At 39.1% G+C, this 11,775-nt stretch carries 11 protein-coding genes and 1 riboswitch; of the genes, 5 read left to right on the top strand and 6 right to left on the bottom strand.

Annotated elements, in window-relative coordinates; all coding sequences use genetic code 11:
- Positions 1-8: 8 nt before the first annotated feature.
- On the top strand, positions 9-638 hold the full coding sequence (locus tag B0H50_RS01895) for an MBL fold metallo-hydrolase (protein ID WP_106197608.1): 630 nt from the start codon (positions 9-11) through the stop codon (positions 636-638).
- A gap of 1 nt (position 639) precedes the next feature.
- Here B0H50_RS01895 and B0H50_RS01890 read toward each other — a convergent pair whose 3' ends face one another.
- Positions 640-1,008 carry a winged helix-turn-helix transcriptional regulator gene (locus B0H50_RS01890; RefSeq protein WP_106197609.1) on the bottom strand — a complete coding sequence of 123 codons (369 nt, stop codon included), beginning with the start codon at positions 1,006-1,008 and terminating at the stop codon, positions 640-642.
- A gap of 224 nt (positions 1,009-1,232) precedes the next feature.
- Between B0H50_RS01890 and B0H50_RS01885 the strand changes: the two genes are divergently transcribed.
- Entirely contained in the window at positions 1,233-2,060 is an 828-nt protein-coding gene (locus B0H50_RS01885; RefSeq protein WP_106197610.1) for a hypothetical protein, read from the top strand.
- Positions 2,061-2,136: 76 nt separating this feature from the next.
- Here the strand turns inward: B0H50_RS01885 and B0H50_RS01880 are convergent, their stop codons facing one another.
- The 3 genes from B0H50_RS01880 to B0H50_RS01870 all read right to left on the bottom strand — a co-directional run bounded on the left by B0H50_RS01880 (position 2,137) and on the right by B0H50_RS01870 (position 7,050).
- Positions 2,137-3,576 carry an NHL repeat-containing protein gene (locus B0H50_RS01880; protein ID WP_109587160.1) on the bottom strand — a complete coding sequence of 480 codons (1,440 nt, stop codon included), beginning with the start codon at positions 3,574-3,576 and terminating at the stop codon, positions 2,137-2,139.
- A gap of 54 nt (positions 3,577-3,630) precedes the next feature.
- Positions 3,631-5,634 (bottom strand): TonB-dependent receptor, encoded by a 2,004-nt coding sequence (locus B0H50_RS01875; RefSeq protein WP_106197612.1) that lies wholly within the window; start codon positions 5,632-5,634, stop codon positions 3,631-3,633.
- 20 nt (positions 5,635-5,654) lie between these two features.
- Positions 5,655-5,849: riboswitch (cobalamin riboswitch) on the bottom strand.
- A 229-nt stretch (positions 5,850-6,078) separates the two neighbouring features.
- Positions 6,079-7,050, bottom strand: a complete 972-nt coding sequence (locus B0H50_RS01870) for an ORF6N domain-containing protein (RefSeq protein ID WP_109587159.1) — start codon at positions 7,048-7,050, stop codon at positions 6,079-6,081.
- A 357-nt stretch (positions 7,051-7,407) separates the two neighbouring features.
- Between B0H50_RS01870 and B0H50_RS01865 the strand changes: the two genes are divergently transcribed.
- Positions 7,408-7,914, top strand: a complete 507-nt coding sequence (locus B0H50_RS01865; protein ID WP_109587158.1) for a virulence RhuM family protein — start codon at positions 7,408-7,410, stop codon at positions 7,912-7,914.
- 257 nt (positions 7,915-8,171) lie between these two features.
- On the opposite strand, the gene B0H50_RS01860 is transcribed toward B0H50_RS01865, so the two are convergent.
- Positions 8,172-9,512, bottom strand: coding sequence for a hypothetical protein (locus B0H50_RS01860; protein ID WP_109587157.1), 1,341 nt, complete (start codon positions 9,510-9,512; stop codon positions 8,172-8,174).
- A gap of 261 nt (positions 9,513-9,773) precedes the next feature.
- Between B0H50_RS01860 and B0H50_RS13835 the strand changes: the two genes are divergently transcribed.
- Positions 9,774-10,064, top strand: a complete 291-nt coding sequence (locus tag B0H50_RS13835; protein ID WP_106197616.1) for an Abi family protein — start codon at positions 9,774-9,776, stop codon at positions 10,062-10,064.
- 48 nt (positions 10,065-10,112) lie between these two features.
- On the opposite strand, the gene B0H50_RS01850 is transcribed toward B0H50_RS13835, so the two are convergent.
- Positions 10,113-11,267 carry a putative phage abortive infection protein gene (locus B0H50_RS01850; protein WP_106197617.1) on the bottom strand — a complete coding sequence of 385 codons (1,155 nt, stop codon included), beginning with the start codon at positions 11,265-11,267 and terminating at the stop codon, positions 10,113-10,115.
- Positions 11,268-11,488: 221 nt separating this feature from the next.
- On the opposite strand from B0H50_RS01850, the gene B0H50_RS01845 reads away from it, so the two are divergent.
- Complete coding sequence (locus B0H50_RS01845; RefSeq protein WP_106197618.1) at positions 11,489-11,668, top strand: hypothetical protein; 180 nt, start codon at positions 11,489-11,491, stop codon at positions 11,666-11,668.
- Positions 11,669-11,775: the final 107 nt, after the last annotated feature.

Genomic DNA, 11,775 nt, shown 5'->3' with positions numbered 1-11,775 from the left:
TCGCAAAAATGGAACAGCATCTTCCCGATTGGATTTTACATTGTAACGCGGCAGACGCAACGGAAACTTCGCCGTTAAGCGCAGATGTGTATGCGATTCGTGGAAAATCAGCGTGGTGGATTTTTGATGTCGGCGCAAATGATGCAGCGGTAAATTTCATCAATTCGTTGGATAAAAATTTACCGAAGAATGTCATTCTTTCTCATTTTCATCACGATCATGCGGGCAATTTATCGCAGATTTCTTGGAATCAACTTTATGTGGGAAAAGAAACGTGGAAGCATGTGCACGCAGGAAATGTAATCGAAAATTTATTTGAATTGGATGATGGATTGCATATTCAAATTGCGCCCATTCCGAATAGTCACGCAAAAGGTTCATTGATTTTTATGGCTGCGGAATATGCATTTCTCGGCGACGCAAATTATCCGATGGTCGGTCACGGAAAACCGGATGCGTATAATGTGCAACAATTATTTTCGCAAATTCAATTTCTTAAAAATTTAAATGCAAAATATTTTTTGATAAGTCACAAACGGTTTATTGCCCGCGAAAAATTTTCAGTTTTACAATTTTTAGAAAATGTGTATGCGCAGAGAAAACCGAATGAAAATTGGATTCTCTGCGACGAAAAATGAATTAAGCGACTTGCGATTTTTTTCGCTCGTTCACAATTTTCTTCATATTTTGCAGTGCCCAATCGATGAGCTCTTGAATAATCGGCATTAACGTTTCACCGCGATGCGAAAGGGAATATTCAACGCGTGGCGGCACAACGGGAAATGCTTTCCGTAAAATCAGTCCATCGGCTTCTAAAGTTTTTAATGTAGAAGTGAGCATCTTTTGTGAAATATCGGGAATGCTGCGGTGCAATTCTTTGAAACGCGTCGCCGGCTTTTGATTTAACGTGTAGAGAATTAGAATTGACCATTTATCGCCAATGCGGCTCAGCACATTGCGAATCGGACAAGTGGGAAAATTTTCATCTAAAATTTCTAATTTCGCCATAATGATTCCTTTTAGAAAGTGACTTTATAAAAGTAATCAAAATTTTTTTAGAAAGCAAGTCTCTAATTTTACTCTAAATTCCCAAAAGTTACCGAAAAGTGCCTACGGCACTTTTTTGTGCCTTCTTGTATTTTGAAAAATTTCTTCTTATCTTATAAGCGTCTCAAAAATTCTTTAAGAGAGTAACTCTCTAAAAGAAAGTAACATTCAAAAAGGAGTCAACAATGACAAAGACAACGATTGCAGCAACAGTTCTTTCGGCAGCGATTGCTCAAGCCGGAAATTTCACCGCTTACGATTTCGGTGCTTTCAAAATGCACGTTTATAATTCGGGCGATGTCATGGGCGATGCCAGTTTTATCGTCGAAGGGAAATCAGAACTTGTCGTTTTGGAAGTTCCACTTTTCCAAGAAAATGCTAAGGAATTTGACGCTTATGTGGCAAAGCTTCAAAAGCCGATTGTCGCGTCCATTACGGATTATCACGAAGGTGCGGTGAAAGATTCAAAACTTTACGTCGCCGAAGGCATGAAATCCTTTTTAGTCGGCCCGATTTACGGCGGCATGATGAAGGGATTTCAAAAACAGTGGGCGGGAAAATTAGTCATCCTTCCGGATGTGAGCAAAGCGACAGAAGTAAAATTCGGCGAAACGGTAACTCTTGCAGGAATTTCATTCCGGTTTGAAAAAGGCGCAGCAACCGATTTCCCGGCGGCAGGAATTTGCATCGGCGGAAAAGTTTATTTAACGCATTGGGCTCCGGCGAAAGAGCATCCTTCGGCGTTACAAATTTCGAGCATGGCTGCGGTAGATGCAGAAATTGCGGCGGCAAAATCTTCGCTTGCTTCGGGTGCAGAATTATTTGTCGGCAGTCACGGCGGCTCGACGACGAAAGAAGCTGTCACATTTAAAATTGAATATTTGAATGCGCTAAAAAGATTAGCAGCAGAATCAAAAGATGCAAAAGAATTGACCGCAAAAATTCGCAAAGCGTATCCGAATCTCGCGGGAGAATCGAATCTTGAAAATTTTGCCGCCGCATTGAAAAAATAATTTTTCTTGTCAAATCGATAAAAACAAAGATACCCCGATGGGGTATCTTTGTTACTTTGAAAATTTTAGAATTTTCTTATTCGTGACGGCTGAATTTTTCGGTATTGATTGCGCCATCTGTCACGACTTTTCCGCTTGTCGTAACTTTACGAATTTCTGGGACATTGTAGAGAGCAATCCAAAGGTTTCCTGCGTCGGCCGGAACGACATCGTAGGCGTTGCCTTTGCCAATGGAATATTGCCAGTTGGGTTTTCCTGTAGAAGTATTGATTTCTGCAAGAGTTCCGTTAGCTAAATCGCGTTCCATCAAATAAAGTTTCCCATTTGCCACGGCAAGTTTAGAATCTTGATAGTACGAAACGCCTTCGGATTCGGAATCAGCATAATGGATATAAAGTTTTCCCGTGCTATAATCCGAAACGAAAACGTAGGGAACGCCATCTAACACTTGGATGTTGTAAGGAGGGCGACCTTCTTCTTCAGGGTCATTATCCGAAATGCTCGTGAGAGTTGTGCCATCGTAAGAGAATACACCAATGTGCATTTTGTATGTTGTATAATCGATGTAGTTATCTGCAAAATAAACAAGTCCGTTTTTACTATCGTATGCCATGGAATAAGGCGCATTTTTAATGCTTTCAATTTTCTTTGTCGCCTTTGAAGAAAGGTCAATTTCTACAACGGGAGAATTTCCGTATGTTGATGTAACAACAGCGTATGCCTTACCCGTTTTTTGATTGATGACAAAATCATTGACGCCGCCGCCGAGTTTTGTTCCGCTCACATAAAGCGAAGAAGTTTTCTTGGACAAATTCACTTTTTCAATGCCGCGATTTTCATCAGCAGGTAAAGAGTATGCTGCATCGTAAGCGCCTTGTGTGCAAACATAAACTTCGCCGTTTGCAATTTGAATTTTCATCGGAGTCGAGGTTGCAAGAGAAATTGTATCGAGCAATTCACCGGTGCTGCGGTTATACAAGGCTAAAAGACCAACTTGGTCTGCAGAATAACCATTTAAGCGTTGGAATACGGCAAACAATGTATCGCCCGAAACTTCGAGGTCTGCTAAGTTCGGAGTTGTGCTCAAATATTTAACGCTCGAAGAAGATTCCGGTGCGTCGGAAGAACTCGAAACATCTTCGCTAGAACTAGAAGATTTGTCTTCTTTTACAGAGCTAGAAGACTTGTCGCTCTTTTCAGAGCTTGAGGATTTTTCATCTTTCACCGAGCTTGAAGACTTTTCATCTTTCGTAGAGCTAGAAGATTTGTCTTCTTTTACAGAACTTGAAGACTTGTCGCTTTTTTCAGAGCTCGAGGATTTTTCATCCTTTACCGAGCTTGAAGACTTATTTTCTTTTTCGCTGCTCGAAGAAATTTCTTCTTCTACGCTCGAAGAACTATCTAAGCAGTTATCGTCGAGGCATTCAACGCTTGCTGCGCTGCTGCTGTCATCGCAAGCCGCAAAGAATGCGGTAAGGCCGGCGGTTAAAATGAGGGGGAGAATCTTTCGACTCATGTCTTTTCCTTTTGTTGAAGTGACATTCTCGGTTTGAACGAGAACAGTTTTGGGTTAAAATTTTTGTAAAAGTGTGATTTTAAATTCTCTTCCTGGAGTTGGAAATGGGCTGTAAATGTTGGTGTAATTTTCGTCCGAAATATTTGTGATGGCAAAAATAAACCGCGTTTTTTCCCAAGGATTAAATCCAAGGGCTGCGTTATAACGCGCATTGTCGGGTTGTCTTGTATCATTCATTCGGTCGCTGTAAATTCGTGTGCGGTATGTCGCATCAAAAGTCAAATCAAAATGGAACGGCAAGAATAATTTTCCTTCGACAAAATAACTGTGCACGGGTTCGCCTGGCAAAAGTTTTCCGTGATACATTTTGAGCTCTCCTTTGTCGCGTGGATTTTGAATTGTGCCGCGTAAAGTCGTTTCAAAAAACGAAATGGGGCGACTGTTCAATTCCATTTCAACGCCGTAAATTTCTGCTTCGCCGATGTTAAAAGCTTTCATCGCATTTGTTTTGGCAATCCAATAAATGCCGTTGTCTAAATGCGTATTAAAATAAGTGATGCGCAAAATGGATTTTTTCGAAGGCGATTCGATAAATCCGCCGACTTCAAATCGGATTGCGGTTTCATTTTTCAAAGTCGGATTCGAAAGCACTCCGTGATAAACGCCGTAAAGTTCCATCAGTTGCGGCTGCCGAAAATAACGTCCAATGGATGCATTTGCACCAAAGTGCGAATCTTTTTTCCCTAATTTCAACTGCACCATTCCCGAAAAATTGATGCTTCGATTTTCTGCGTCGTCGACGATTGCAGTACCCGTGGGCATTAAAAATTTTCCGCCATCGACATCGTCAATTGTTTTTAAAACATTTCCCTCGGCAAAAATTGACGCCCAATTCATTGCGGCAAATTCTGCGCTTGCAGACGTACTGATTGTGTAACGCGTTAAACCGAAATCTTGAATGCTTCCGCGTGCGCCCCAAGTTTCTGCGCTTCCAGCAAATCGAATCATTCCTTCGAAGCGATTCAAAATAATATTTGCTAAAACTTCGGGATTTAAACGATAACCGGCAAGTCCGTATTCAATAAAATCTGGATTGGTGTAGCCGATAAAATCCAGCGGATAATACGAGCCAGAAACATTTTTTTCAAAAGTCGCCGTCACTCCCGATTCCAAAAGAACGCTGTTCAAAAGAATGGGAAATTCCAAACGATAACCGAGTTGGGAACGTTCGCCCACAAAATTGGCGACTTGAGTTTGCGAACTTTCGTGGCCTGGATTTCCTGCTTCGGTGTAAGTTGCGCTTGCAGAAAATGTCGAAAAATAATCGCCCGCATGCAAAATGCGATACTTAAAATCTCCGGAATATTCCGAAAATTCTGCATTTTTTCGTTTGTCTGTAAAATCGTCTTCCGTATTATAACGCGTGCCGTTTCGATTCTTAAATTCGTAATCGTTATCGCTGTGCCGCGCCGAAATTGTCGCTGCAAAATTGACGCTGTCTTTAGGCGAAAGGTTAATTTGTGCTGAACCTTCTAAAGCGTTATGGCTTCCGTAACTGGCTAAAATGCGTCCGTCTGTTTTGGGCTTTGCTTTTTTGGTGATAAAGTTAATCGCGCCGCCGAGTCCTGAACCGCCAAATTTTGCGGGAACACGATCTTTATAAACTTCAATTTTTTCGATGTTATTTAAATCGATTGCGCCCAAATCTACAGCGCCGCCGCCCGCATCATTCAAAGGAATTCCGTCGATGCAAATCAAAATATTTCGCGCTGCGACGCCGCGAATGCTCACGGTTTGAAAACTCCCCATGCCGCCTTGCTTGTAACTTTGAATTCCCGGAAGCGCAGACAAAACTTCTGATGGCGAAAGCCCGCGACCTTCCCAAGCATCCGGCAAAATTTCTTCGTAACTCGGAGCGATATTTTTGGGGCTCACTGGCTCTGCAGAAATTTCAGAAACGCCCAAATCTTGGACATCAGAAGCCCACAAGTTCGCAAACGAACTCACAACAAAAACAACGAAACTCACGCTCGTTTTAAGTCGCAATGTCTTTCGCATCGTTCCTCTTCTTTGCTTTCGCAAAGACGAAAGTTTTCGCAGTTCTTCTGACTCGGGGATAAACCTACTTCCGGTTCCTTCGCAAAAGGATTTGCCTTTCACTGGTTTTGAAATTCACCGGTTTCGTACTCCCATACAGCGGCGGGACCGTTCCGGATTTTCACCGGATTCTCTCAAAATCATCGTCGACTTTGCAACGCAACTTCGGCAACGATTTCGGCTTTTCAGGGCACAAAAACAATTTGCTCCAAATTTAGTAAAACTCTAAGATTTGTGTGGGGGAAGTCTCTCCCTCGCGTAAACCGCGCGGCAAAAATGAAAAAATAAAATTTCCGCCGCGCGTTTTCCGCTACCCCTTCTAGCGGGGACACCCCGCAACGCCCCGATGCGCGGCAAAGCCGCGCATTCAAATGAACAATTCAAAAATCATTTTCATCTTCAAATTTACTCCATAAGCATTTCCAAAATTTTGTGATAAATTTGCGGACATTCAATCTGCATAATCGTTGCAATTTTACTTCCGGCATCTTTTGAAGATGGTCCGCAATGAAATAATTTTTCATTGGATTTATCGTAATTCAGAAAAATGTAGCGGTCATGAAATTTTCCACGAGTTCGCGAAATGATGATTTGCACATCTGGCCGAACGGAATTAAAATCTGCAAGAAAATTTTCGGTAATTTGTTCCGCTCCGCGTTCATCGCTAAAAATTTTCACGTCAATGCCTTTTGCAATTCCACGAAGTAAATCCAAAGTTTTGACGCCTACATAATCATCGATAATCAGAATGGACTTTTTCGCCATCGCATAAATTTGCGTGTAAGCGACATCGGCTTCTAATTTTTGCCCATTCATAATCAGAAAATGTTTATGCATTGTCGGATCTACAAAATTATCCATTACCTTTTGCAAATCTTGACGAATTTCTGCAATGTCATTTGAATTGCGCTCGGTTTGAATCGCAATTTCAGAGAGCTTTGCACGATCGTAGCCAAGCATCGGTTGATTTTCGATGAGGAAATCTTTCATCTGTTTAAAAAGGCGAATTAAAGCTTTACTTTGCCGAATTGCCAAGTCACCCCGAAGAACTGTCATCAGCATATAAATGCCTTGCTCGGTAAAAGCGTAGGGCAAACTTTTGGAATATTTGCCTTGTTCTAGGGTCAAAATTTTTGACCCTAGAATTTTCCGATATTCTTCGCGATTCAGTTGAAATCGAAAATCATCATCAAATTTTTCGATATTATTTTTTACCTGCTGATTAAACGCTTTCGTGCTGTATCCATAAATTTCTGCTAAGTCAGAATCGAGCATTACTTTTAAACCGCGAACGGTATAAATCCGAGATTTGAGAACATTTTCATCGATGAGTGCAACTTGGTGATCAATTGATTTGGCAACTTTTTTCTGTTTCATGTTAACTCCTCCGCGCTGACAAGCAAAAACAGCGCAGCTTAAAAATTATACGCTATGAATATAATTAAATTCAAATGACAAAAAGTGACAAATAATGAAGTGTGGAAAATTATTTTCTTATATTTAAAATGATTTCATTCATCTCGCTGACAGAGGCGTATGCATCCACGGGCGAGTCGTTTAACTTTTTGAACGTGAAATAGGATAGCTCGCAAGAACACGACTTGCGCGACGGCTTTTGCCAAGTAATGCCGAGGAAGACCCTCGCCTGTATTCATTTTCAAAGCATCCAATAAATAATAAAATCATTTTTTTCAGATGCCGCAAAAGGCACCTCTATCTTTTTATGGAGAATTTATGAATTCACAAAAATCAAATATCGCAATTTACAAAACCGAAGACGGCAAAATCGAATTAAATGTCCAGCTCGAAAACGACACAGTGTGGCTTACAGCCAATCAAATGGCTTTGTTATTTTCTCGCGACGAGAAAACGATTCGTAAACACATTAACAATGTTTTTGCAGAAAATGAGCTTGATAAAGAGAACAACACGCAAAATTTGCGTGTTGATAATATCAAGCAAGCGGTTGCGTTTTATACACTAGACGTCATCATCTCGGTAGGATACCGTGTCAAAAGCCAGCAGGGCGTTCAATTCCGCCGCTGGGCGACTTCAATTTTAAAAGACTACCTTGTCAAGGGCTTTGCGGTAAACCAAAATCGCCTGGACCATTACAACGATTTGAAGGATGTCGTTACGTTGATGAGTCGAACGATTGCGCATATCAAAACCAACTTTCAACGCACGAATATTCGGGACTGTTCACTGAAGCAAAATACTCAAAATTCTCAAATGAATTAAGTCAAGTTCTTGCCGAAAGCGACAACTTGCTCAAAAATTCTAAAGCCAAAACCTACAACACTCCAAAAGAATTGTGGGACGATTTAAATTTACCGAATCGTTGAAGAAATTTTGATTCTAGAATTAGTCGATACGGGGAGTCATTCGGATTTATTTTGATAGAGAAATCTAATATTTGAAAAAATTGAAAACGCCTGCGGATTTTGTGGGCCGCAGGCGGTGTTGTTATAAGGTTTGAGCGAGTGTCAATCGCTACGCTATTCAGCTAAGACAGGTCGGATGGATTGGCCTTCGCTGCATCGGCTGCCTTCGCTCATATGATAGCTATTTGATTCGAAGTACAATGAGTAGTAGTCAGGAGTAGAACTCCAGTAGTAGCCGCCAGAGCCTGCGAAAGACAAAACGGAACCTCGATATCCTGCAGCTGGAAGAAATATCATGTTGTTGTTTTTCTTGCTTTTTACAAAATATCCGTTAATTGATATCCCGAGGCTATTTTTTTCAGATCCCCAATACCAACGACAATTATTTAAAAGTTCTTGAAACTCGTCTTTTGTTGGTACCCTCCATTTTTCCCCCCATTTTGCAGTAGCAATTGTTTTGGTTTCTCCACAGGCATAATAATCACCATAATCTGTTGGTTCAGCCGCCCCAATGTTAATGTTTGCCCACTTCACGCTTAAGCCTAAATCAACAGCAGTGTCCGCAACAATTTCGCTGTTACTTGATGATAATTTTTCTTTTGAACTTGAGCTTTCGACATATTCCTGGAATTTGACCCACTTGTCTTCTTTGCAAATAAAGTATATCATTTCGTCTTTGACATAAACCGCTTCGCCGTCCAATTCTTCGGTGCATTCGTCAATTTCGTCAAACGTTTCAATCATGCGTTTGCGTTCGCTGCTCGAACTCATTTTGCTGCTGGAACTTTCAACGTATTCGGTGAACTTGACCCACTGCGAATTTTTGCAGGCGTAATAAGCCGATTCGCTTTCGACGTAAACAGCAAAGCCTTCGTTCTTGTCAGAGCATTTTTCTAAATCTTCGAAATTTTCGACGATGTGCTTTTCCGAGCTCGAAGAAACGCTAGACGAACTTTTCGCGATGCTAGAACTTGACTTTGTGCTGCTCGAACTTTTGGGAGCGCTCGAACTTGATTCCTTGACTTCTTTCAACTGCACCCAAATATTTTCGGCACATACAAAATAAGTTGAAGAATTTTCTACAAAAATCGCATCACCGTCAAGTTTTGCAGAGCACTTTCCCAAGTCCTTTTCGGTCGCGACATTTTTTACTTTTTCGCTGGAGCTGGAAACTTCGCTGCTTGAAGATTTTTCCGAAGAAGACGAAATTTCTAAATTTACTTTTTCCCAAACGCTGTCTTTGCAAACGTAAACTTGCGCTTCGTCTTTGACGAAAATGGAATCTCCCGCAATTTCTGTGCGGCAAGAATCCGCTTCGGTTAAAGTTTCGATAACGTCGAAATCCAATGCGTTGGAATTGGAACTCGAATCATCGCTGCAAGCGCTGAGCCCAAAAAGCGATGCCGCACCAAGCGCAACCGCTGCTGATTTTATTCCAAAATGAAACAGTTTCATCTTTTTAACACTCCATGATAAAATTTTTACGTAATAATGTAAGAAAAAAACAATTTCGTCAAGAAATTTCTTTATAATGCTAGATCCGTTCACTTCGCTACGCTCCGTTCAGGATGACACGAGAGCTGTCGCCCTCTATTCTCCAAAAAAAAATTTTACATTATTCACCTTGACATTTCAAAAACATTAACCTAAATTAAAAATAACAGAGTTGCCTATGATTCGCAAGAATTTAGGGATCAAACCGGGTAAACCTTTGAGTTGCTCGGTCTTTCTTTTGCAATTTACGAACGCTATCATTTTGATTTTCAATTAAGACAAATTATCAGAAAATATATTGAAATTATCGAAGTCTATTTTAAGACGCAAATTGCCAATATCTTTTCATTAAGAATTTGTAAAACTGAGCCATTTGACGAACATTATAATTTTTCAAATTATTATCGTAAACAAGATTTTGAAAATGAAGTTTTTACTTTATTTGATTTCTATCGATTTAAAATCGACTTGTTGAAAATTGGACTGCCTAAAAATTATACGAATGGATTTTAAAAATCGCAAGCCTTTAATTCCGCGACAAATGAATCGAATATGCTTAGCTTATTTATTTCGTCTAGATACAAATTCAAATAAATCTTTTTTATCAGCTTCTTTTAGATTAGTGAATTCCTTATATAAATCATTTTCATCTTTATAGAGTTTTCCATCTTCCGAATATTCAAAATTTTTTAGTTCGATATTATGAATCATTTTCCATTTTGTAAAGAAATGATTGTCTTTATCTTCCCACGCAGATCCATATCCAGATTTCCAATTAAAGAAGAGTAAAGTCTGTTCCTCATCAGGCATTTGAGCGCGTAAAATTTTTAAATATTTCTCTTTTTCTTTTTTATCAAAAATATTTGATTTTACAACAGATTTAACAATTAAAAATAAATTTCGATAATATGCGTTTAAAATGTGCCGATGTCCTTGAAATAGAATTGATTGTTCTAATTGATGAAATTTTGATAATTCTTCTATTTTTTGCAATTTGTTAAAATTTTGAGAATGAATTGCGTCTTTTACTGTTTTCAAATTTTTGTAATCATCTTGTGATTTGTCTTCCGCTGAAAAAGCTCTTTCAATTCCTTCAAAAAATACAGCATAGGCTTTTTTGAAATTTTGATCTTGAAGAGAATCATTCTTTATTTTTTCATTTGACTGAAAACAGGCATACAAAAATAAAAATTCATGCAACATGCATCGAATTGCATTTTGCCCTTTATGGTGGTGATGAACATATTCTTGAATTGCAGGTATTTCTCTTAATTTTGTGATTCCGTTAGAATCTGGAATAATTCTTGAATATTGAGCGCCGACCCCAGCACTTACAATATCAAATTTTTCAACATTTTCTCGATGGATTTTTAGCATCTCATAAAATTGTCGTTCTTCTTGCTGCTTTGCACTGTCATTTTTTAATTGCTGATTTGCTGTGTACTGCACAAAAAATGCAAGCCCTGTAACAATTGCTGCAGCAATTGCGATAAAAGGATTTAAAATAGATACGCCATTATTTATTGTGGAAAGATCCGCCTTTATATGATTTGAATCTAGAATTGTATTTCCATTATATAAAACGGGAAAACTAGAATGAATTTCTGTAAAAAAATTAGTATAGTCAAATTGAGTAGTTATATACGGAATAACTTTTATTGCAAAAAAAATGAGGATAACGAATAAAAGAAGCAATTTTATTGTTTTCAATATCATAGTGCACTCTAGTTTAATTTTTATAAAATAATGTAAGAAAAAAAACAGTTTTGGCTAGAGCTTTTATAAAAATTTGAATTGAGCGTTTTTTCGAGCGTTCCTTGTTGCAAAAAAGTGCTAGGCTTTCGTTTCACTCAGAGAGACATCAAGGTCTGCATTTATGTTTCAAAATTTTAAAATACTGTATTATCTAGGGTTTTATGGAAAGTAAAATGTAATCGATGAGCAAGTCTGTTAAAGATTTTCGTTTAAGTTCGCTCGAAGACCCGACCGACGAACAGCTTGAAGAGTTGATGCGTCAAGTCAAAGAATCGTCTATCGAAAGTTCTAAAAAGGCAGAACTTGCTAAAGAAAAGTATTTTCAAGAACTTGCAGACGACATTAAAAGAGATAGATTATGAAACCTACTCTTTGCATTATAGCTGGTCCTAACGGTTCTGGAAAAACAACATTTTCTTTATTTGTACAAATTCACCGGAAATAAATATTTTAAGAATTGCCAAAAGAT

It is taken from the genome of Hallerella porci, from assembly GCF_003148885.1.
GTDB lineage: Bacteria > Fibrobacterota > Fibrobacteria > Fibrobacterales > Fibrobacteraceae > Hallerella > Hallerella porci.
The sequence above is the reverse complement of the archived record's forward strand: the minus strand, read 5'-3'. Positions and strand labels throughout refer to the sequence as shown.

Coding starts and splice junctions, on each gene's coding strand:
- B0H50_RS01845 (WP_106197618.1), top strand. CDS start 11,489: ATGAGCAAGTCTGTTAAAGATTTTCGTTTAAGTTCGCTCGAAGACCCG.
- B0H50_RS01870 (WP_109587159.1), bottom strand. CDS start 7,050: ATGAAACAGAAAAAAGTTGCCAAATCAATTGATCACCAAGTTGCACTC.
- B0H50_RS01880 (WP_109587160.1), bottom strand. CDS start 3,576: ATGAGTCGAAAGATTCTCCCCCTCATTTTAACCGCCGGCCTTACCGCA.
- B0H50_RS01885 (WP_106197610.1), top strand. CDS start 1,233: ATGACAAAGACAACGATTGCAGCAACAGTTCTTTCGGCAGCGATTGCT.
- B0H50_RS01890 (WP_106197609.1), bottom strand. CDS start 1,008: ATGGCGAAATTAGAAATTTTAGATGAAAATTTTCCCACTTGTCCGATT.
- B0H50_RS01875 (WP_106197612.1), bottom strand. CDS start 5,634: ATGCGAAAGACATTGCGACTTAAAACGAGCGTGAGTTTCGTTGTTTTT.
- B0H50_RS01865 (WP_109587158.1), top strand. CDS start 7,408: ATGAATTCACAAAAATCAAATATCGCAATTTACAAAACCGAAGACGGC.
- B0H50_RS01850 (WP_106197617.1), bottom strand. CDS start 11,267: ATGATATTGAAAACAATAAAATTGCTTCTTTTATTCGTTATCCTCATT.
- B0H50_RS01895 (WP_106197608.1), top strand. CDS start 9: ATGGAACAGCATCTTCCCGATTGGATTTTACATTGTAACGCGGCAGAC.
- B0H50_RS01860 (WP_109587157.1), bottom strand. CDS start 9,512: ATGAAACTGTTTCATTTTGGAATAAAATCAGCAGCGGTTGCGCTTGGT.